Source organism: archaeon, from assembly GCA_016432545.1.
In the GTDB taxonomy this organism is placed as follows: Archaea; Thermoproteota; Nitrososphaeria; order Nitrososphaerales; family Gagatemarchaeaceae; genus UBA183.
In genome coordinates this window covers 70,058-90,426 of sequence record CP066694.1, presented here as the reverse complement: position 1 = coordinate 90,426, position 20,369 = coordinate 70,058, and the positions used below count along the sequence as shown (strand labels likewise).

The window sequence follows — 20,369 nt, the reverse complement described above, 5'->3', positions numbered from 1 at the left end:
ATAAAGAGCGGCCACCACCTAGAAGTGACAGATGACGACCAGGGTGGAGAGGGGACGCGAGGAGAGCCTAGGGGACGTCGACGGCGACCTCGAGGTCGAGGATGGGGCGGTGATAAGAGGCAGGGCGGGCGCAGGGGTGAAAGTGAGCGGGACTGTCAAGCTGGAGGGCGACGCGGAGATTGAGTGCGACCTAGAGTGCCTGGCGATGGAGTCTGAGGACGGGATGGTCAGGGCCAACGGGTCGCTGAGGGCCCACGGGTCGATAGAGGTCGACGACGCGCTCTACGTGAAGGGGGACCTCACAGCCTCAGAGGTCGAGGTCGGTGGGCGCGCTTCGGTGGGAGGCTCTTTGACTTCACCCGAGGTGAGCGTGGGAGGCTCCCTGGATGTGGCCGGGGCGTTCGACTCGGCGAGCGTCAGGGTCGGAGGGATGGTCTCTGCGCCCGGGATCGTATCCCTGGGTGACCTGGACGTTGGAGGCAAGGCGGAGATCGGCTCGGGAAGGGTCACTGGAGAGATCAAAGTAGGCGGAACCCTGCTGATGATCTCAAAGGTCGTCTTCGAAGAGTGCAAGGTCGGAGGACTGATCGAGGTGCAGGGCGACTGCGTCGGGGAGTCGATCAAGGTCGGCGGGAGACTAACGGCCAACGGCTCGATGAAATGCGAGGAGATCAAAGCAGGAGGGGAGGTAAGGATAGTAGGGGACTACGAAGGCGGAAGCATCCAGGTGGGAGGGAGGCTCGAGGTCGAGGGGAAGCTGACCCTTACGGAGGACCTCAGCGTGGGAGGGAAGGTCGAGGTGCGGGAAGACATGGTGGGGCACAGCCTGAGCGTCGGAGGCTCGTTCAAGGCGAAGAAAGCGGTACTATCAGGTGAAGTAGCAGTGGGCAGGGAGGTCGAGACCGCATTGGGTCTGAGGGCCCGCGCGATTTCCATGGGGAAGGGGTCGAGGGCAAAGGGGGCCCTGGTCGCTGACGAGGTGGAGCTTGAGAAGGGCTGCACGGTGGAAGACGTCTACGCGAAGGACTTCAGGGCGAAGAAGGTGTCAAGGATGGGAAGGGTCTTCGCGGAGAGTGTGGAGATCGAGGACGGGTGCACTGCAAAGGAGGTCAACTACACGAAGGAGCTCAGCCTCGGCAGGGCGGTCCGCCTGGACGTGCCCCCGAAGAAGGTGGACGCCCTGCCCGAGCCCCCAATCTGAGGCTGGTGAGGCCAAGGACGTCCCGTGGCGGAGAGAGGGGAGACGAGCCCGGCCAGACCTCCAAGAGGACCAAGCTGGACATCTACGCGGAGATACTGGAGGTCGTCAGGAGATATCCGGGCGGGGGAAGGATCACCAGGATCTCATACGCGGTCGGGGTCCCCATCGACAGGCTCAGGCTCATGATCCAGGAGCTCTGCGACTTTGGACTTGCCAGGGTCTCGCAGGAAGATGGAGAGACAAGATATGCGGCCTCACAGAGAGGCCTCGACTTCCTCGAGACGTACTGGAAGATGAACGGGTTCTTGGAGACTTTCAAGGAAGCTCCGACAAGAGGGCTCGCTGCGATAATGTTCACCGACGTGGTCGGCTACACTTCTCTGGCCCAGAAAGACGAGAAGAACGCCCTGAAGCTGAGGGGAGAACAACAGACGATCGTCAGGTCCCTCCTTCCGAGGTTCCACGGGAGGGAGGTCAAGACAATGGGGGACGCGTTCATGGTCGAGTTCGCGAGCGCCCTGGAGGCCAGTCTGTGCGCGGTCGAGATCCAGAAGGCGGTGAGGAGCAGGAATTCGAAGGCAGGGAAGAGCGGGCAGGTGATGCTGAGGATTGGGATTCATGTGGGGGACGTGGAGAGGGACGGGAGGGACATAGTCGGCGATGCGGTCAACATAGCGTCCAGGATACACACGGCGGCCGAGCCGGGAGGCATCTGCATCTCTCGCCAGGTCTTCGACCAAGTCTGGAACAAGCTGGAGAGCCACGTCACGGAGCTAGGCTTGACCGAGCTCAAGAACGTGGCAGGCGAGGTCGAGATATTCAGGATCGACCAGCCAGCCCGATGAAGTGGCAAGAAGAGGCGCCGGGGGTAGGATTCGAACCCACGCGACCCGAAGGTCACGGGCTTTCCCGTGCATTCTCAAGGCCCGCGCATTAACCACTCTGCCACCCCGGCGCAATCCGACGCGCTTCGGCGCGCCTGCCCCTTCATAAGCGCTAGAAGCCTTGGCGCCGAGACAGGTTGATAGAGGGGCCGAAGGCGGCGGGCAATAGTTTTCCTTGAAGGGCACACGGCTCAAGGTACACGCCCTGCTCAACTCCCTCGCGAGCAACCTGGCGGGCCCCTTCGTGGGCTACAACGAGACAGCCTCCGGAGCGAGCAACCTGCTGATCGGGTACGTGCAGGCGATCAGCACCCTCGCCTCTTCCGTCGCTCAGCTCCTTGGCGGAGGAGTCGCCGACAGATTCGGGAAGCGCATCTTGATGGCGACGCTCTTCAGCGTCTTCGTCGGGGCTCTTTGGGTCGGGACCGCGGGGATCTCCGACAACCTTGCTTTGGCTGTCTCCTGGACCGCGATAACCTTGGGCCTTGGTTTCTATCAGGCGGGATGGACTGCGTTCCTCGGCGAGGCTTCAGAAGGAGAGGGGAGGGGCTCTTTCCTCTCGACCTTCGCGAGGCTCTCGGGCATAGGGGCGCTTGCAGGGCTCCTGGTCGCGACCCCGATCGCGGCTGTGGACAACAAGTACGTGATCCTGGACCTGCTGTCTGGAGCCGTCTTCCTGGCCTCCGCGTTCGTACTGAAGGGCCAGAGGGAGCAGACGGTCGAGAAGGGAGAGATGACCGCCCCTGGTGTCTCGAGGCTGAGGCTCTACTACGGGGTGACGGCAGTCTACGGGCTCTTCTGGGGTTTCGCATGGCCACTCTTCACAATAACCACCGTCAAGATCGTGAACATGACCCTGCTCGAGTTCGCAGTGTCACAGGTCATCGCGGTCGCCTCTACCATCGCGTTCCAGCCACTGGTAGGGAGGCTGGTGGACAGCGACAAGCGGAAGTGGGTCTTCTGGGGGAGGATGGGACTGGTCGTCTACCCTCTAGCTTACATGGTGATCGGCGCCCCGTGGGAGCTCTACGTCCTGAACGTCTTCTCGGGCTTCACCAACGCCCTGCTCAACGTGGCCTTCGCGGCCTATCTCTTCGACATCTCGCCGACGGGGCAACGCGGCAGGAGGGGCGCGGAGTTCAACGTGGTCACGGGCGTGACCACGATGTTCGGCTCCCTTCTGTCCGCATACCTGCTCACTCTGGTGAGCTCAGGACTGGGCCTGTGGGAGTCGCTCGCCATCCTCTACGTAGTGTCTGCTGCCGGACGCGCCTTCGCGGCCCTGCTTCACCTCAGGCTGCCCGCAGGCGCGCTGGAGGCGGCAAAGGGCGGACGGGTCCAGGCCCCTCCGGCGACGCAGGTCGCGAATCGGTTATTACGCCCAGAGCGGCCTTGAGAGCCTGGATGCGAGCGGTCGTGAGGAAGGCAAGGCCTTCAGACAGGTCTGAGCTGATGAAGTTCATCCGGGGGATCTGGGGAGGGCACGACTACATCCCCCAGGTCTGGGACGACTGGCTCGGCGATAGGAAGGGAAGCATGTTTGTGGTGGAGGTCGGGGGAGTGCCCGTCGGGATGAACAGGTTTCGCATCCTCGAGGACGGGTCGGCGTGGTTCGAGGGGGTGAGGGTCCACCCAAAGTATCGGGGTCAGGGCCTGGCATCGCTGCTCGGGGAGAACTCCATGCGCCTGGCGAGGGCCAAGGGCGTGAAGACCTTCAGGCTGACGAGCGGTTCGAGGAACCACACGGCTCATAGGCAGATCGCAAGGATGAAGTTCAAGGAAGCGTCTAGGATCAGCGTGTACGAGGCCCCGAAGAGGAGGCTCGAGGGCGACCCGACGGTCAGGAGGGCCGAAGGAGGAGACGAGAAGAAGCTGGTGAGGCTGATCAGGGGCACCAAGGAGTTCAAGATGGGCTCGGGGGTCTTCTGGGACGGTTTCGCCGCTGCCTCCCTGACGCCTGGAGTGATCGGAGGGCTCGTTCGCGAAGGCGCAGTCTGGCACTCCGGGAAGGGAGTCGCGGTGACTCGGGTGGGCGGGGAAGGAGGGGAACAGTGGAGGCAGGTCTGCTTCGCAGGGGGCCCTCTCGCAGACTCCTCTCGGGTGGTAAGGCACGCGCTCTCCCTCGAGGGAAAGGTGCGCCCAAGAAGGAGGCTCGTGTACCTCGCTCAAGGAAGCCCCATAATCGGAGACCTCAGGCGGAGGGCCTTCACCCGGATGGGCTCGCTGATACTTTTCGAGAGAAGCGCCGCCAAGGGTTAAAACCATCGGCACGGCGGGGCTTCTATGGCCGAAGTAAGGAAGATCGCCGTCCTTGGAGCGGGGCTCATGGGGCACGGGATTGCCCAGGTCGCCGCACAGGTCGGCGGGTACGATGTCTCTCTGTTAGACGTCAAGCAGGAGTTCGTTGACAGGGGGATGCAGATGATCTCCGGTAGCGTAACGAAGTTCGTCGAGAAAGGCCGGCTCACGAAGGAGCAGGGAGAGGCCGCGATCTCAAGGATCCATCCTACGACTGACCTGGCCGCCGCACTGAAGGGGAGCCAGCTCGTCATCGAGGCAGCGACAGAGGACCCGAAGCTGAAGCTTGAGCTCTACAGGAACGTGGCCGCCCTCCTTCCCGAGGACGCAGTGATTGCGTCGAACACATCCTCGATCAGCATCACCCTGCTCGCTTCGGCGACGAAGAACCCGGCCAACGTCTGCGGGATGCACTTCTTCAACCCGCCTCAGCTCATGAGCCTGGTCGAGATCATAAAGGGAAAGAAGACCTCGGACGAGACCGTCAGCCTGGTGAGGAGCGTCTCCACCAAGATGGGCAAAGAGACGGTCCTTTGCAAGAAGGATTCGCCTGGATTCATCGTAAACAGGATGCTGGTGCCCGCGCTCAACGAGGCCATCTTCCTCGTTCAGGAAGGAGTTGCGGAGCCCGAAGACATCGACAAGGCAGTCAAGCTGGGACTGAACTGGCCCATGGGGCCGCTACAGCTGCTGGACTACGTAGGCCTCGACACGACGTTGAACATCACACAGGTGTTCATGGAGGAGTTCCAAGATTCGAAGTATCGTCCGCCGCCCCTCCTGAAGGAGATGGTCAGGGCGGGGATGCTGGGGCGCAAGAGCGGCAAGGGCTTCTACGAGTGGGGCTCGCCCGGCTCGTCTAAGACGAAATAAGCCTCTGCCTCAGTTCTTCCGAGAAGACGACCGCCAAGCCGCCCTTGCCCGTGAGAGCGTGCACGGTATGCCCGGTGCACAGCAACTCACCCTCAGGGAGCCTGTGGACTTCGTTTTCGAACTTCACCGACCTGTTTCCGACCTCAGACACGCGGGTCTTCACAAGTATCTCCTCGTCGAAGTGGGCGGACGCCCGGTAGTCCGCATGAGCCTGGACGACGGGGATCGCAAGTCCTTGCTTCTCCCAGTCGCCGTACGGCAGCCCGATGTCACGCATCAGGTTGACCCTCCCCACCTCCATCCAGACGAAGAACTTGCCGTAGTATACCACCTGCATCGTGTCGGTCTCCTCGAACCGGACTCTGAGTCGGGACTCGTGCCAGCTTCCCATGCTCATGCGGTGGTTCTTCTCGACTTTTAACGTGGGGTGCTCGCGAGGCCGGGGCATGGCGAGGCTCAGAGGTTTTCGCATGGACGACTACGAAGAGGTCAGGGGGGTCTGGGATAAGAGCGGTCTGAAGGCGAGCCGCGGTGACGGGAGGGAGGAGGTCAGGAAGAAGTTGAGGAGGGACCGCGAACTCTTCCTCGTCGCAGAAGAGGGAGGGAGGATCGTGGGGACAGTGCTGGGAGCCTGGGACGGGCGCAGAGGGTGGATCTACCACCTCGGCGTTCTTCCGGAGTACCAGCGGAGGGGAATCGCCAGGGAGCTTGTCACAGAGGTCGAGAAGAGGATGAGGAGGAAGGGGGTCTCGAAGGTCAACGCGGTCGTCTTCAGCTGGAACGGGGCGTCCCTGGCGTTCTTCGATGAGATGGGCTATGGGCACCACGAGGCTCTGACCCTCCACGGGAAGGTCCTCAGGGAAGACTCACTCGGACGGTTCGCGAAGGCTTCGAAGTAGGCGCTACGCTTTATTACAATCAGCCGGGGCGGAAGGGCCGTGCCGTACGAGACTCTGGTAGTTTCGAAGGAGGGGAGCCTGGGTGTCATAGCTCTCAACAGGCCGGAAGCTCTCAACGCGCTGAACACCAAGATGGTCACGGAGTTGATAGCCGCCCTCGAGGACTTCGACAAGGACGAGGAGGTCAGATGCCTTGTCATCACAGGGAGCGAGCGCGCATTTTCTGCCGGGGCCGACATCAAGGAGATGGCGGACATCACAGCCGTCCAGATGGCCATGACCGGGCACTTCTTCCCACTCTGGGACAAGGTCGGCAAGTACCCGAAGCCTATCGTGGGCGCCCTCAGCGGCTTCGTGCTCGGAGGAGGGCTTGAGCTGGCCATGAGCTGCGACGTGCTAATCGCGTCCGAGACCATACAGCTCGGGCAGCCTGAGATCGACATCGGTGTGATGCCGGGAGGAGGGGGGACCCAGAGGCTCACCCGCGCCGTCGGGAAGTACAAGGCGATGGAGATGGTCCTTTCAGGCCGCAGGATCGGGGCGGAGGACGCGAAGGCCCTGGGACTGGTCAGCAGGGTCGTGCCGAAGGAAGCCTACCTGACCGAGGCGAAGAAGGTAGCTGGCGAGATAGCGGCGAAGTCCCCGGTGGCCGTGAGGCTTGCGAAGATGGCGGTCAACAAGGCGTTCGAGATGGGGCTCAGCGACGGCCTGGACTTTGAGAGGGAGCTCTTCTACCTGCTTTTTGCCTCCGAGGACAAGAGAGAGGGGATGAAGGCGTTCCTGGAGAAGCGAAAGCCGGAATTCACTGGTCGATGAGTGTGGACTACCAGACGGTAAAGACGGAGGTCAGGAACGGGGTCCAGTGGATATCCCTCAACAGGCCCGACAAGCTCAACGCGTTCAACGAGCAGATGGGCACGGACCTCATGGAGGCGCTCAAGGAGGGAGAGAAGTCGGCTGAAGCGAGGTGCCTGGTCCTCACGGGCGAGGGGAGGGCCTTCTCGGTCGGTGAGGACCTCAACACGAATCGTGCGGCATACGACAGCGGCAAGCCGATGCTCTTGGGAGAGGTGCTGAAGCGAAAGTACAACCCGATAGTCCAGAGGATGAGGAAGATGGAGAAGCCCATCGTAGCAGGAATAAACGGGGTCGCCGCTGGCGCTGGCCTCGGGCTCGCCCTCGCCTGCGACCTGAGGGTCGCCTCCGAGAAGGCAACGTTCCACGAAGCTTTCATCAAGGTCGGGCTCGCGCCCGACTCCGGGACGAGCTTCTGGCTCACCAGGATCCTCGGGCTGGCAAAGGCAATGGAGGTCGGCCTCCTCGGAGAGCCGATCGACTCGAAGGTGGCGATGAACCTAGGGCTGGTTAACTGGGTCTTCCCGGAGGACAAGTTCGTAGAAGAGCTTGGGCGGATTGCAGAGCGGCTCGCAAGAGGGCCCACCCGGGCATTGGGGCTCACGAAGAGGGCGTTGAACCGCGCGATAGTGGTGGACATGGACTCGGCCCTCGAGTACGAAACCTACCTGCAGGACGTGGCCGGAAGGACGCGCGACCACGTCGAGGGAGTCAAGGCCTTCTTCGAGAAGAGAGAGCCCAGCTTCTCAGGGCAATAGGAGAGGGCCCGTGGACACAACGGGCGTCATGCGCCTCGCGCTCGACCTGGCGGGGCTGAAGGATGTGCCCGCAGACAGCGGCATCTGGGTGCCGGGACGTAGAATCAGAAAGGTGCTGTTCGCGATCGACGCGGGAGCCCCGGAGCTCCTACTCGCCAAACAGGAGGGCTACGACCTGTTAATCGCCCACCATCCGGTCGGCCCGGCCAGGCTTACCTTCTCCAAGGTTGTCCGTAGGCACGTGGACTTCATGCTCGACAAAACATGTGCCGAGACGCACTGCTGAGGATGCGACCTCCCAATTGGTGTCTAAGCTGGACTTTCGTGCCCATCCGGCGAACTACATGCATGAAGTGGACTTTGCGAGGAGACTTGGAATGCCGTTCATGAACATCCATCTTCCTATCGACCAGGTGACGAGGGACTTGCTGCTAAAGGCGATTTCGAGAGCGGAAGGCGGCTCAGTGGGGCGCATGGTCAAAGCACTCAGCGGAATCCCTGAATTCAAGAGCGCCAAGACGAAGATCGAAGTGAGGATGGGAGGGCCCGGTAGGCGGTTGGGAAACTGGGTACTGGTCTTCGCAGCGGGCACCAACGGCGGGTATCCGGTCGCAAAGGCATACTTCGAGCACGGGGTCGACACGGTTGTGTACCTCCACGTTGACTACGATGAGGTTCAGCGGCTAAAGAGAGAGTGCGAAGGGAACCTGGTCGTCCTGGGCCATATGGCTGGTGACTCGATCGGGATCAATGTCTTCCTGAGAGAGTTGGAGAAGCGTGGGATAGTTGTCGAAGCTCTGGGCGTAATCAGATAGCGTCGTTCACTAGACAGACTTCAAGGTCCCTTCGGGATTGGACGAGATGAGCGGGGCATTGGGGATATCTTTGATTCCCCTCACCGGGGAGAAGAGGACCCAGAGGAAGGCCAGCATCCCTCCGGCGACAGCTATCCCGATAGCAGTGTGATAGCCATAGAGCTGACCGAGTAGCCCACCTAGGAGTCCGCCGATAGGGAGGGTGCCCCAGACGAGGGTCCTCATGGTCGCGTTCATCCTCCCTTGAAGCTCGACTGAGACCAGAGCCTGCCGGAAGCTGACCTGGCCCACGTTGTAGACGACGCTGCCTAGGCTGGCGCCGAAGAAGGCCGGTACGAGCAAGAAGAAGGCGTTAGAGGACGACACGAAGTAGAGGGGAGTCTGGAGGAGGCTGAACACGAAGGCCGAGAGGATGACGGTGGTTCCCACGCCAATGTTCTTGGCGATTCTGGAAGCGACGATTGCCCCTAGAATCCCTCCGGCCGCTCCTATCGAGAAGATGACCCCCAGCTCGACTAGAGGAAGGCCCAGTTCCCGAATGAGATACGGGAAGAGGATTGCCCCCCAAGCGCTAGAGAACAGGTTTGCGGTGGCGGTGCTTCCTGCGATCGACCTTAGCCTGGCGTCCCCGAAGACTACGGCGAGGCCCTCCTTGATGTCCATCAAGGCGGAGCGCCCCTCTCTCATCGGAACCACCACCTCGGGCCTCCTGATTGAAGTGAGGAAAGCGGCGGAGCTGAAGTAGCCGATCACGTCCCCGACGATGGCGGCTGGGGCGGAAATCAGCGAAATCACCACCGTCGCGAGGGTTGGGCCAGTGGTCTGGGCGGAGGCAGCGCTTGCCTGAAGCTTGCTGTTAGCCTCGACGAGCTGACGGCGCTCTACCAGAGTCGGCAAATAGGACTGGTAGCATATCTCAAAGAAGACCGTGAGGATGCCTGTCGTCAACGCGACAGCGTAGAGGAGCTCCGCAGAGAGGCCTCCGAAAATCGCGGCGAGTGGGATCGCCAGGAGAATCACGGCCCGTCCCACGTCGGCGCCGATCATGGTCCTCTTCCTCCTCTTCCTGTCCGCCCAGACCCCAACCGGAAGCCCGAACACTAGAAAGGCAAGCGTCCCGAGGGCGGCGAGGATTCCGAACTGAATGGGCTGGAAGTTCAGGGTGTTGGTAGCGACGAATAGAATTGCAATTGGCGAGAACTGGCTCCCGAAGACGGAGATGGACTCCCCAATCCACAGTTTCATGAAATCATAGTGGTGGAAGAGAGAAGGAGCCCTGACAGTGGCCGGGTCAGCCTGGCTAGCCTGAGTCAATGCGTAGCGCCTTGGACTGTGTTCGCCAACTTCGTTTGGTCGATGAAGTGGCGGTATTATACTTGGCTCACTTTAGGTGACCACTTGTTGTGATGGTACTGGAGAGGGAAAGAACATTAAGACGGCAAGCCCGCGGAAAATCGTGGACCGGCAAGTAGTCGTCCTTGGCGCAGTGAGGACACCGATCGGGAAGTACGGAGGTATCCTGAAATCTGTCCGGCCGGACGACCTCGGCGCTCTCGCGATTAAAGATGTGGTGGGAAGGACAAAGATCGACCCGGCGTCTTTGGACGACGCGTACTTTGGATGCTCGAACCAGGGAGGCGAGGATAACAGGAACGTCGCAAGGATGGCCACCCTACTGGCCGGAATTCCCTACGATGTGCCTGCCGCGACTGTCAACAGGCTCTGCGGGTCAGGGCTTGAGGCTCTGAACTCAGGCGCCAGGGTGATTTGGTCCGGGGAAGGCAGGCTGGTTCTCACGGGCGGTGTCGAGAGCATGACCAGAGCGCCCCTAGTCGCCTTGAAGCCGGAGGTCGGCTACGGGAGGGGAGGAGTCTCACTTGTCGACTCAACGATAGGCTGGAGGTTCGTGAACTCGGCCTTTCCGGAAGAGTATCCTCCGATTTCAATGGGAGAGACGGCTGAGAACCTCGCGGAGAAGTATGGAGTCCCCCGCTCCGCGCAGGACGAGTTCGCCTTCAGGAGTCATAGGAAGGCGGTTGAGGCGACGTCTGCACAGAAGTTCAAACAGGAAATGACTCAGGTGAAGACCCTGGAGCATCCCGAGGGAATCGAGGCAGACGAGGGGCCCCGGAAGGACACTTCTATAGAGAAGCTTGCGGCTCTGAAACCGGTATTCAGACGCAACGGCACCGTAACTCCAGGAAATTCGTCAGGAATCAACGACGGGGCCGCGGCCTTGGTCTTGTCAGAGGAAGGCTACGCCAAAGAGAAAGGGCTCAGACCCATTGCAAGGGTCCTCGGTTCGGCAACCGCGGGGGTCCACCCATCCTACATGGGGATCGGGCCCGTCTACTCCACCAGAAAGCTCCTCTCCAGGCTGTCCATGTCGTTGGAGGAGTTCGGAATCATAGAACTTAACGAAGCCTTCGCTGCGCAAGTCTTGGCCTGCATGGCTGAGATGCCCGCGTTCGAGGAGGAGAAGATGAATCCCAACGGGGGTGCCATAGCTCTGGGGCACCCTCTGGGCTGCAGCGGCGCCAGGATCGCGACCACTCTCCTCCATGAGATGAGGAGGACGGGGACTAAGTACGGGCTTGCGACCATGTGCATAGGCGTCGGTCAGGGGATCTCGACGGCATTCGAGTTGGTCGGGTAAGAGTTATCTTCCGGGGAGAGAGCGAAAGCCAGAATGCAAGCAGAGGCACTTCCTCAGTTTCAGATGTTCATCGGCGGAAAGTGGGTCCCGTCGCGGTCGGGCCAGACGTACTCGGTCCTCAACCCTGCCCTGGGTAGCCAGCTGGCGGCTGTCTCCAAAGGCGGCGCCCAGGACGCGGACGCTGCCGTAGAGGCGGCGAAGGCGGCGTTCGAGGACCCGTCCTGGAGAACGATGGACCCCAGCAAGAGGGGGCGGATTCTGTACAAGATCGCGCAGTTGCTCAGGGAAGGCATGACCTATCTGGCCCAGACGGAGACCATGAACAACGGCAAGCCGCTAGGGCAGGCGAAAGGGGACGTCGCGATGTCGGCCAGGCACTTTGAGTACTTCGCGGGACTGGCGGACAAAGTCCAAGGAAGCACCATCCCAGTCCCGGGCAACAGGCTGGACTACACGGTCAAGGAGCCCCTCGGGGTCACGGCCCACATCGTCCCGTGGAACTACCCGCTGGTCATGGCGGCAAGGAGCATGGCTCCGGCTCTCGCGGCAGGCAACACGGTCGTCGCCAAGCCTGCCTCGCTCACACCCCTCACGCTACTGAAGTTCGCAGAAATCTGCAAGGCAGCAGGGGTCCCTGACGGAGTCGTCAATGTAGTCACGGGGGGCGGGGATGAGGTCGGAGGTGCTCTTGCGAAGAACCCGGACGTCAGGCTCGTGGCGGTCACAGGATCTGTCGAAACCGGGATGAAGGTGATGGAGCTCGCGTCCGGGAGCCTTTCAAGAGTGGTGTTGGAGTTAGGAGGGAAGAATCCGAACATCGTCTTCGGCGACGCGGACCTCTCAAAGGCGGCCAAGGGAGTCCTCAACGGGATCTTTACGAATGCGGGTCAGATGTGCTGGGCAGGTTCAAGGCTCCTGGTGGAGGAGAGCGTGAAGGACTCTTTCGTGTCGATGCTCGTCGAAGGGGCCCGCGCGATGAAGCTGGGCGACGGGCTCCAGCCAGAGACTGCCATGGGCCCTCTGGTCTCCGCGCAGCATCGTGAGAGGGTGTCAGGGTACGTCCAAACCGGGGTCTCGGAGGGAGCGAAGGTGGCAGTCGGTGGGTCGAAGCCCGACCTCCCAGGGCTAGGACAGGGGTTCTTCTTCAGCCCGACCATCCTGGATGAAGTCACTCAGGACATGAAGGTCGCGCGCGAGGAGATCTTTGGTCCGGTCCTCACCGTGACCGGATTCTCGGGGCAGGCGGACGCTGTGGAGAAGGCCAACGACGCCGAGTACGGCCTGTGGGCCGGCGTCTGGACCAAGGACCTGAGCAGGGCCCACAGGGTCGCCGGGAGCCTGGAGTCAGGCATTGTGACTGTCAACGAGGAGCCCATCACCTTCCCGCAGACTCCGTTCGGCGGGTTCAAGCGGAGCGGGAACAGCTCCGAGCAGGGGATGGACGCCATCAACTCCTACGTGAGGGTCAAGAACGTGTCCGTCAACCTGGACTAGTCAGCCCCTCCAGAGTTCTTCCTTTCTCCCGGCTTTCATGTTGGCGAACCTTGAGAGGTTGAAGAGGTAGGAGGAGAGTCGGTTGAAGAAGGGGACCAGTTCTGGGTTGACCCTCTCGGCCTCCGACGCCGCCACGATCCGCCGTTCGGCCCTCCTGCAGACCGTCCTTGCGGCCTGAATGGAGGCAGCCGTTGGCGTGCCGCCCGGCAGGATGAAGTTCCTCAGAGAAGGGAGTTTCGCGAGGAGGTCGTCAGTCATCCTCTCAATGGTCTGGGTGTCCGCCTCGGTGATCCTGCTGGCCTTGGTCTTGAGAGAAGGGCTCGCAGCGTCGGCGCCGGCGACGAACAGGAGCTTCTGGACGGTCTTGAGGGATGAGACGACCTCCCGGTCCTTCGCGGTCGAGATTGCGACCCCGATGAAGCTGCTCAGCTCGTCGATCGTGCCGTACGCCTCCACGAGCGGAGCGTCCTTCCGAACCCGCTTGGGCCCGAAGAGCGAGGTCTCTCCGCGGTCGCCCCTGCGCGTGTACATGCGGGTCGCTCCGCGAGCCGAGAATTATAAGAGATGCGGGAAGATTGGTGTCAAAGAATCTTACACATTGGTCGCATATTTTCCAGTAGGAAGGAATTTATCAGCAACTTAGAGCAAGATAGCGGCGAGTCACAAAACGTCGTTCGACTTCAAGGACAAGCACCTCTTCACCCCGCAGGAAGCGTCCAAGCTCCTCTCCGACATCAAGCCGAAGGTCAAGGAACTGATCGAGCGGAAGAAGGTCCTGAGCACGCTGCACCAGGAGATGGAGAGGTACAACCTACTTGGGTTCAAGACCGCCGAGGTCGCCGAGAAGGCGGCCCTGCTTGACGCGCTCGTCGAAGGCATGACCCAGAAGCTCGCGGAGCTCGAAGACCTGGGGGTCATAGTGAAGGACCTCGACTTTGGGCTCGTGGACTTCCCGGCTGAGAGGTACGGCGAGAACGTCCTGCTCTGCTGGAGGTACGGGGAGTCGTTGGTCTCATACTGGCACAAGCCCACTGAGGGGTACAACGGCCGTAGGTCCCTGAAGATCCAGCTCATTCAGCCCTAGCGGGCAAGGAGCCTCTCCGCGTTGCGCTGGAGCAGAAGATCCGAGACCCCGGGCTTGAGTCTAGGACGCAGGTTGGCGTCGAAGTCCTCCATCCACTCCTTCTGTCTCAGCATTGGGTAGTCGGTGCCGAACATGAAGCGGTCCTTCAGAATCCCGTTCAGGTAGGGAAGGACCCCGGAGGGGATGTACCTCGGCTTCCACCCAGATACGTCGATGAAGACGTTGGGGTTCCTCAGCGCGATGGCTATGGCAACGTCGGCCCAGGGCCAGCCCATGTGGGCCATCACGACCCTCAGGTCAGGGAAGCGCTGGCAGACCTCGTCGAGGAACTCGGGCTTGCTATACTTGATCTCGCAGTCCCCAAGGCCCGTGGTCCCGGTGTGGAAGAGGATCGGGGCCCCTACTTCCTGGCAGAGGTCGTAGATCGGGAACATCAGCCTTTCATCGTTTGGATACACAGAGTTGGCGCTGCTGTGGATCTTCAGTCCCCTCATAGCGAGGTCCTTGAAGGCCCGGCGGAGCTCTCTTACAGCGTCCCTGCCCGCGTTAGGGTCGACCCCAGCGAATGCGACGAGCTTCTCGCCCGACTTCCTCGCGAGAGCCGAGAGCTCGTCGTTGCGGATAGTGTAGTTCTTGAAGTTCTTGTTCTGGGTCGCGTGGGTGTCCTGTCCGAGGATTATGGCTTTCTCGACGCCGGCTGCCTCCATCTCCTCGAGCAGCTGCCCGGTGGTTCTGGGGAGCTTGGCCGTGTCGACTTTGAAGAAGTCGCATGCCTTCATGATCGGGCCGTTCTTCTTCATGAATTCCAGGGTCCAAGGATGGACGTGGCAGTCGAAGGGCACGGTTCTGCGCCGTTCGGGCGACAATCATTAAGTTTTTTTGCGCCCCCGATTGCCGGGCTCCCATGGAGGAACAGAAGGGGCTCTCGGAAGGGGACTTGGCGCCGGACATCTCGCTTCCAAGCACGTCGGGCGAAGCGGTCAGGCTGAGCGCCCTGAGAGGTAAGGAAGTGGTCCTCTACTTCTACCCCGAGGACGACACGCCGGGGTGCGTCAGGGAGGCGTGCGCCTTCAGGGACAACCTTCCGAAGTTCGAGGGGCTGGACGCGGTCATCCTTGGGGTGAGCAAGGACTCGCTCGAGTCTCACAAGAAGTTCACCGACAAGTACTCTCTCAACTTCACGCTCCTGAGCGACGTCGACCTGGTCGCGCACAAGCTCTATGACACCTGGAGGCTCAAGAACAACTACGGGAAGACCTACTGGGGCACAGAGAGGTCCACGTTCGTGATCGGTGCGGACGGAAGGATCAAGAAGATCTTCAGGCGCGTCAAGGTAGACGGACACGAGGCGGAGGTCCTGCAAGCAATCTCAGCGTAGGTCCGGGCCTGGTTGGGCTCGTTCTTCGCAGGGATAAAGTCCGGGACGGTCGCGGGGATTGTCTACGTAGCTGGGCTCGCCGCGTTCAATGTTGCGACCCTGGTCGCGTACAAGCCGGATGTGCTGGCTCAGATCTCAAAGTCCTTCCCGCAGACCTGCGTGGCAGGAGCCGGCGCCAACGCCACCAGCCTCGACGACTGCTACACGTCCGTGCTCTCCCTCTACGTACCATACGCGGCATTCCTGGGGTTCTTCGTGGTCCTGGCCTTTGCGGGCATCTTCGGCGCTGCCTACGACGGGCTGCCCGGGAGAAGGAGCTCCATCAAGTCAGCAGTAGTCGCGGTTCTCGTCGGGGCCGCCCTGCTCGTGCCGTTCAATCTGGCTCTCGTCTACCAAGGTCCGCCGGTCGACCTCGAGTTCGCTTTCTTCTACCCCGCATGGACCATCCTCTTCGGGCTGCTGATGGGGAGGTTCTACTCGAGGTACACGAGGAGAATAGAGTTCACCAGCGAAGACCCAGAGGCCATCAAGGTGCTCGTGGACGGGAAGGACTTTACAGGCAAGACGAGGACCATGGCCAACAACTCGGTCCACACTCTCAGGGCGGATGTCGCAGACGACGGCTCCTTCCGCGAGTGGGGGACCTCCGGAGGGGTCAAGCTGGAGGACCCAAGGTCGTTTGACACAGTCCTCGAGATAGAGGGCCACGGGAGGGTGGCGGCCATGGGCGGAAGGAAGCACTAAGGCAAACGACGAATGCGAGTTACCCTATCGCCTAAGGTTAAATACGGAACCCGCCGTCGCGCTCGACTAGATGCGCCTCTTTGCTGTCGAAGCCGAGGCAAACTGCGTCAGGACACATGAGCACGCACCCAGGTGCGACGGGGGCAGGCTAGTCTGCTATAGGTGCGGGCTGATCATGGGGGCCTGTTCGAGCCCAAGCCTGGGCAGTCTATTGGACTACTGAGGGCTGGTCCCGAAGAGCTGGACGAGCGGCCGGAAGCCGCGCTTGGCGTAGAATTTCATCGCTATCTCGTTCCGGGATGGGACCTCTCCGACTATGATCTCTGCGCCCATCTTCTTCAGGGCCCTGGAAGCCGCCTGGAGCATCTCTGCCCCGAGGGCCTTCCGTCTGAACTCTGGGAGGATGTAGAAGTCGGTGATCAGGCCCTCTCTGTGGGGCTTGTAGAAGATCCGCTCCCTGAGTTCGGCCCTGATGACCCCGACGACCTTCTCTCCGTCGGTGGCGACAAGCAGGAGGTCCTGGGGCGAGGTGAGTGACGAGGTAGCGTACTTCCGCGCTCTTGCCTTGGCGTCTGGGACTAGGGCGAAGAGTGGGTCGAACTCGTTGTTGAGCCGCTTGGTCCTGACGATCAGCTCTGCGACAGCCGGGACGTCCGACCTCCTGGCGCGCCTGACCTTCATGCTTCCCCGAGGTGAGGGTCGAGCGGATTTAGGCTTACGCAGGGGGCTCACGTATGACTCCGCTCCTTCTGAGTACCGCCATCGTCTGCCGGGCGCGGTCTATCGTGTCGGTCGCGCTCCGCAGCGACTCCTTCCAGGTCAGTTTCTTCCTGGCCTGACCGCCTTTGACCGCTGCTTGGCCAACGGTAGCAGCAACCCGAGGATAGACTTCCCATTCGACCATCGTAGGGAGGATGTGCGTCGAGTCGATTCCGCGTCTCCTGGCGAAGGCGGCGAGCTCGTTGGCGGCTGCGATGACCATCGCGTCCGTGATCGTCCTCGCCCTGACATCGAGGGCCCCGCGGAAGATGGCAGGGAAGAGGAGGCTGTTGTTGACCTGGTTGGGAAAGTCCGAGCGCCCCGTCGCGACTATCTCGACGCCAGCTGCGATGGCGTCTGAGGGGAGCATCTCCGGGACAGGGTTGGCCAGGAAGAAAGCGATCGCCCGTTTGTTCATGAGCGAGACGTCGGAGCGGCGGACGAGATGAGGTCCCTGCCCCGCGGCGGCCACGAGGACGTCAGCGCCTGCCAGCGCGTCGTCGACCCCGCCGGTCCTGCGGTCGCCGTTGGTGGTCAGGGCTATGTCGTACTTCCATCGGTTCCGCAGAGAAAGCTGGTCGACGTCCTCCCTCTCTAACTGTAGGATGCCCTTGGAGTCGAGGACGATGATGTCGTGAGGGTCGGCCCCGGCCTCGGTGAGGAGCCTGACCGCAGCAACGTTCGCCGCACCCGCTCCAAGAAGGACTATCCTTGACCCCCTCAGCTTCCTGTCCGTTAGCTCGAGGGCGTTGAAGAGGCCAGCCAGCACGACCCCCGCTGTTCCCTGCTGGTCGTCGTGCCATACGGGGACGGCCATCTTCCCCCTCAGCGTGTCCAGGACTTCGAAACACTTCGGAGACTCGATGTCCTCGAGGTTGATGCCTCCCACCGCAGGCTCGAGGGCCCTGGCGAACGCGATGAGCTCCTCCTCCGAGCCAGTCTGGACAGGAAGGGGGACTGCGTTGACGCCCCCGAGGTAGTTGTAGATCAGGGCCTTCCCTTCCATGACCGGGAGTGCGGCCACCGGCCCGATCTTCCCCAGCCCCAGGACCCGGCTTCCGTCGGTGAGGATTGCGACAGTGTTCCAGCGGCCCGTGTACTCGAAGGCGAGGTCGGGGTCCGAGGCGATGGCCCGAGAGACGGCGGCGACCCCAGGGGTGTACCAGATCGAGAAGTCGCTCAGCGACCGCACGGGGACGTTTGGAGCAGAGGTGACCTTTGCCCCGTAGAACTTGGAGAGCTTCAGGGCCTCTTTGGAGGGGTCTCCCACTCGCTTCCGCCTGGGCATAAGAAGCGCCGCAGGGCGGAGTTATTTGTGCTCTCTCAGTGGCCGGAGCGAGCGCCCCGTTCGATCAAGTCTGTTTGCCGGCGCCAGAGTCGGGGACGGCGAGCTTGACCGAGTTCAGGGCGAGGGAGTTACCGACGACGCTCACCGAGCTGAAAGCCATCGCTACGCCGGCCAGGATCGGGTTCAGGAACCCGGTGGCGGCCACCGGGACCAGCACGGCGTTGTAGGCGAAGGCCCAGAACAGGTTCTGCTTGATCTTGCGCATCGTGGCCCTGCTGAGCTTCAGGGCCCCCGCAACGCCGCTGAGGGAGTCCTTGATCAGGACGATGCCGGCTGTCTCGATCGCGACGTCGGTCCCGCTTCCTATTGCGATGCCCAGGTCTGCCTTGGCGAGCGCCGGTGCGTCGTTGATTCCGTCGCCCACCATTGCGACGACCCTCCCTTCCTGCTTGAGCTTGGCTATGGTCTCCGCCTTCTGACCAGGCAGGACCCCCGAGAGGACCTCCTCGATGCCAACCTGGGAACCTATGGAGCGGGCGGTCTTCTCATTGTCCCCCGTGACCATCATGACCCTGAGACCCATCCGTCTCAGAGCCGAGACAGTGGCGGCAGCGTCGGGCTTGACGGTGTCCGCGACGGCCAGAATGCCGGCGACCTTCCCGTTGATCACTACGAACATGGCGGTCTTCCCTGCCCCCTCAAGTTCAGAGGCTGACGTCTCTGCAAGCCCCGCCTCGACCCCGTCGTCCCGGAGGAGGGCCCTGTTACCCACGGAGACCCTGGCCTTGCCGACCGTCGCCCTGACCCCCTTTCCGGGCACTGCCTCGAATGAGGTCGGCCTCTCTATCCTGAGCTTGTGTGCCTTCGCGGATTCAATGAGGGCCCTTCCTATGGGGTGCTCCGAGCCCGACTCGGCTGAAGCTGCGAGCCCGAGGAGCTCCTCCTCGGTGACGTCGCCGACCGCTTCTGCGTCCGTCAGTTCGGGCCTCCCCAGCGTGAGGGTCCCGGTCTTGTCGAAGACCACAGTGTCGACCCCGTTCGCTCTCTCGAGTGTCTCTCCGCCCTTGATCAGGATTCCGTTCGAAGCCCCCTTTCCGGTCCCGACGACAAGCGCGGCCGGTGTGGCCAGTCCGAGGGCGCACGGACACGCGATGATCAGGACGGCGACGAAGGCGGTGAATCCCCGAAGAAGGCCGGCGCCCGTGAAGTACCAGGCCGCCATCGAGGCCACAGCCACGAAGACCACTAGAGGCACGAAGTAGGCCGATATCCGGTCGGCCAGTCGCTGGACGGGAGCCTGGCCAGCCTGGGCGTCCTCGACCAGCTTCACAATCTGAGCGAGGGCTGTGTCGCTCCCGACCTTAGTCGCCCTTATGGTCAGCAAGCCGGTGAGGTTGACGGTCCCGCCGAAGACCCCCTCCCCCTGCCTCTTGTCCACCGGCATACTTTCGCCGGTCAGCATCTTCTCATCGAGCGACCCAGAGCCGTCCACGATCTCCCCGTCGGTAGGAATGCTTTCACCAGGCTTCACCCTCACGAGGTCGCCGACGACTACCTCTTCGACAGGCACCTGCTTCTCCGTGGCGCCCGATACGACGGTGGCGGTCTTGGGCCTGAGGTCCAAGAGCCTCCTCACCGACTCTGAGGCCCTTCCCCTCATCGTGTTCTCGAGGACCTTGCCCAGTAAGATGAACCCGATGATTAACGCGGAAACGTCGAAGTACGTCCCGTCAGGCAGTAGCCCCGGCGCAAGGACGACGATCGCGCTGTAGAGCCAGGCCGCGCTCGTGCCTATCGCGGTGAGCGTGTCCATGTTGGCGGCTCGGGCCCTTATCGCGTGCCAAGCCCCGCGGTAGAACATCCAGCCCGCGACGAACTGGACGGGAGTGGCGAGGGCGAGGAGGACCAGCCCGTTCAGAGAGCCGAGGGGGAGAAATTGGAACCAAGTGAGCAGGAGCGTGGGCGTGCCGAGGGCGAAGCTGAGGATCGTCAGTTTCTTGAGGAGAGAGAGCTCCTCTCCCGGGGCGACGAAGGTCTGGAGGCAGGTGTCACTGCAGAAGTAGAAAGTGGACCCTCTCTGGACGGAGCTGAGGGCGTCGGGGCCCTCTTCGACATACATCCCGCAGATGGGGTCTTTGGCCATCGGAATCTGATGAACCCCGCGCTCAAACCCTCATATAATATGAGAGGAAGACGGCCCTTGGTTGGCAAAGGACCCTATATGTGGGATGTTCGTGGACGAATCCAAGGCGAGGTTCACCTCAGAGCACGACGGCGTCAAGTTCTACTTCTGTTCGCCTGGGTGTAAGAACACCTTCGACAAGGACCCGCACCGGTACGCGCACCACGCCTAGTTGGCTGGCACTCTCTCCCCCGCATAGAC

General features: G+C 61.9%; 24 protein-coding genes and 1 tRNA gene. 17 read left to right on the top strand and 8 right to left on the bottom strand.

All coding sequences use genetic code 11. The features are described 5' to 3' along the window. Positions 1–31: 31 nt before the first annotated feature. Positions 32–1,201, top strand: coding sequence for a hypothetical protein (locus HY247_00535; protein QQG48843.1), 1,170 nt, complete (start codon positions 32–34; stop codon positions 1,199–1,201). Between the two features lie 5 nt (positions 1,202–1,206). Next, on the top strand, positions 1,207–2,046 hold the full coding sequence (locus HY247_00530) for a hypothetical protein (protein QQG48842.1): 840 nt from the start codon (positions 1,207–1,209) through the stop codon (positions 2,044–2,046). Between the two features lie 15 nt (positions 2,047–2,061). Here HY247_00530 and HY247_00525 read toward each other — a convergent pair. Beyond that, positions 2,062–2,156 (bottom strand) — tRNA-Ser (locus HY247_00525). 104 nt (positions 2,157–2,260) lie between these two features. Here HY247_00525 and HY247_00520 point away from each other — a divergent pair. The 3 genes from HY247_00520 to HY247_00510 are packed head-to-tail and all read left to right on the top strand — an operon-like array spanning position 2,261 to position 5,256. Then, positions 2,261–3,481: an MFS transporter gene (locus tag HY247_00520; GenBank protein ID QQG48841.1), complete on the top strand. Its 1,221-nt coding sequence runs from the start codon at positions 2,261–2,263 to the stop codon at positions 3,479–3,481. A gap of 8 nt (positions 3,482–3,489) precedes the next feature. Next, the gene (locus tag HY247_00515) at positions 3,490–4,344 is read left to right on the top strand and encodes a GNAT family N-acetyltransferase (GenBank protein ID QQG48840.1); all 855 of its coding nucleotides are present in this window, start codon (positions 3,490–3,492) and stop codon (positions 4,342–4,344) included. A 24-nt stretch (positions 4,345–4,368) separates the two neighbouring features. After that, positions 4,369–5,256, top strand: coding sequence for a 3-hydroxyacyl-CoA dehydrogenase family protein (locus tag HY247_00510; protein ID QQG48839.1), 888 nt, complete (start codon positions 4,369–4,371; stop codon positions 5,254–5,256). Here the strand turns inward: HY247_00510 and HY247_00505 are convergent. Continuing rightward, positions 5,243–5,647, bottom strand: coding sequence for an acyl-CoA thioesterase (locus tag HY247_00505; GenBank protein ID QQG48838.1), 405 nt, complete (start codon positions 5,645–5,647; stop codon positions 5,243–5,245). The genes HY247_00510 and HY247_00505 overlap by 14 nt on opposite strands. Positions 5,648–5,702: 55 nt before the next feature. Between HY247_00505 and HY247_00500 the strand changes: the two genes are divergently transcribed. Genes HY247_00500 through HY247_00480 form a run of 5 tightly spaced genes read left to right on the top strand, consistent with a single transcriptional unit; the run spans position 5,703 to position 8,583 of the window. Next, entirely contained in the window at positions 5,703–6,155 is a 453-nt protein-coding gene (locus tag HY247_00500) for a GNAT family acetyltransferase (GenBank protein ID QQG48837.1), read from the top strand. 39 nt (positions 6,156–6,194) lie between these two features. Continuing rightward, the gene (locus HY247_00495) at positions 6,195–6,971 is read left to right on the top strand and encodes an enoyl-CoA hydratase/isomerase family protein (GenBank protein ID QQG48836.1); all 777 of its coding nucleotides are present in this window, start codon (positions 6,195–6,197) and stop codon (positions 6,969–6,971) included. Beyond that, a complete protein-coding gene (locus tag HY247_00490) occupies positions 6,968–7,768 on the top strand; it encodes an enoyl-CoA hydratase/isomerase family protein (protein QQG48835.1) in 801 nt (266 codons plus the stop codon). The genes HY247_00495 and HY247_00490 overlap by 4 nt, the downstream gene beginning before the upstream one ends. A gap of 10 nt (positions 7,769–7,778) precedes the next feature. Further along, the gene (locus HY247_00485) at positions 7,779–8,054 is read left to right on the top strand and encodes a hypothetical protein (GenBank protein QQG48834.1); all 276 of its coding nucleotides are present in this window, start codon (positions 7,779–7,781) and stop codon (positions 8,052–8,054) included. Positions 8,055–8,070: 16 nt separating this feature from the next. Further along, positions 8,071–8,583: a hypothetical protein gene (locus HY247_00480; protein ID QQG48833.1), complete on the top strand. Its 513-nt coding sequence runs from the start codon at positions 8,071–8,073 to the stop codon at positions 8,581–8,583. A gap of 9 nt (positions 8,584–8,592) precedes the next feature. Here HY247_00480 and HY247_00475 read toward each other — a convergent pair whose 3' ends face one another. After that, on the bottom strand, positions 8,593–9,897 hold the full coding sequence (locus tag HY247_00475) for an MFS transporter (protein QQG48832.1): 1,305 nt from the start codon (positions 9,895–9,897) through the stop codon (positions 8,593–8,595). A gap of 142 nt (positions 9,898–10,039) precedes the next feature. Between HY247_00475 and HY247_00470 the strand changes: the two genes are divergently transcribed. Then, the gene (locus tag HY247_00470; protein ID QQG48831.1) at positions 10,040–11,239 is read left to right on the top strand and encodes a thiolase family protein; all 1,200 of its coding nucleotides are present in this window, start codon (positions 10,040–10,042) and stop codon (positions 11,237–11,239) included. A gap of 33 nt (positions 11,240–11,272) precedes the next feature. Beyond that, positions 11,273–12,733 (top strand): aldehyde dehydrogenase family protein, encoded by a 1,461-nt coding sequence (locus tag HY247_00465; protein ID QQG48830.1) that lies wholly within the window; start codon positions 11,273–11,275, stop codon positions 12,731–12,733. Here the strand turns inward: HY247_00465 and HY247_00460 are convergent, their stop codons facing one another. After that, a complete protein-coding gene (locus tag HY247_00460) occupies positions 12,734–13,264 on the bottom strand; it encodes a cob(I)yrinic acid a,c-diamide adenosyltransferase (GenBank protein QQG48829.1) in 531 nt (176 codons plus the stop codon). A gap of 118 nt (positions 13,265–13,382) precedes the next feature. Here HY247_00460 and HY247_00455 point away from each other — a divergent pair, with 118 nt between their 5' ends. Then, positions 13,383–13,817 carry a DUF2203 domain-containing protein gene (locus HY247_00455; GenBank protein ID QQG49502.1) on the top strand — a complete coding sequence of 145 codons (435 nt, stop codon included), beginning with the start codon at positions 13,383–13,385 and terminating at the stop codon, positions 13,815–13,817. On the opposite strand, the gene HY247_00450 is transcribed toward HY247_00455, so the two are convergent. Beyond that, positions 13,814–14,659, bottom strand: a complete 846-nt coding sequence (locus tag HY247_00450; protein ID QQG48828.1) for an amidohydrolase — start codon at positions 14,657–14,659, stop codon at positions 13,814–13,816. The genes HY247_00455 and HY247_00450 overlap by 4 nt on opposite strands. Positions 14,660–14,721: 62 nt before the next feature. Here HY247_00450 and HY247_00445 point away from each other — a divergent pair, with 62 nt between their 5' ends. The 3 genes from HY247_00445 (at position 14,722) to HY247_00435 (ending at position 16,162) form a co-directional block, all read left to right on the top strand. Next, on the top strand, positions 14,722–15,195 hold the full coding sequence (locus HY247_00445; protein ID QQG48827.1) for a peroxiredoxin: 474 nt from the start codon (positions 14,722–14,724) through the stop codon (positions 15,193–15,195). A gap of 12 nt (positions 15,196–15,207) precedes the next feature. Next, the gene (locus HY247_00440; protein QQG48826.1) at positions 15,208–15,939 is read left to right on the top strand and encodes a hypothetical protein; all 732 of its coding nucleotides are present in this window, start codon (positions 15,208–15,210) and stop codon (positions 15,937–15,939) included. A gap of 70 nt (positions 15,940–16,009) precedes the next feature. Continuing rightward, positions 16,010–16,162 (top strand): hypothetical protein, encoded by a 153-nt coding sequence (locus HY247_00435; protein QQG48825.1) that lies wholly within the window; start codon positions 16,010–16,012, stop codon positions 16,160–16,162. Here HY247_00435 and HY247_00430 read toward each other — a convergent pair. From HY247_00430 to HY247_00420, 3 genes are all read right to left on the bottom strand, one after another. Further along, complete coding sequence (locus tag HY247_00430; protein ID QQG48824.1) at positions 16,156–16,620, bottom strand: GNAT family N-acetyltransferase; 465 nt, start codon at positions 16,618–16,620, stop codon at positions 16,156–16,158. The genes HY247_00435 and HY247_00430 overlap by 7 nt on opposite strands. A gap of 34 nt (positions 16,621–16,654) precedes the next feature. Beyond that, complete coding sequence (locus HY247_00425) at positions 16,655–17,986, bottom strand: NADP-dependent malic enzyme (GenBank protein QQG48823.1); 1,332 nt, start codon at positions 17,984–17,986, stop codon at positions 16,655–16,657. A 64-nt stretch (positions 17,987–18,050) separates the two neighbouring features. Beyond that, the gene (locus tag HY247_00420) at positions 18,051–20,129 is read right to left on the bottom strand and encodes a heavy metal translocating P-type ATPase (GenBank protein QQG48822.1); all 2,079 of its coding nucleotides are present in this window, start codon (positions 20,127–20,129) and stop codon (positions 18,051–18,053) included. Positions 20,130–20,190: 61 nt separating this feature from the next. Here HY247_00420 and HY247_00415 point away from each other — a divergent pair, with 61 nt between their 5' ends. Then, on the top strand, positions 20,191–20,340 hold the full coding sequence (locus HY247_00415) for a YHS domain-containing protein (protein QQG48821.1): 150 nt from the start codon (positions 20,191–20,193) through the stop codon (positions 20,338–20,340). The last annotated feature ends 29 nt before the right edge of the window (positions 20,341–20,369 follow it).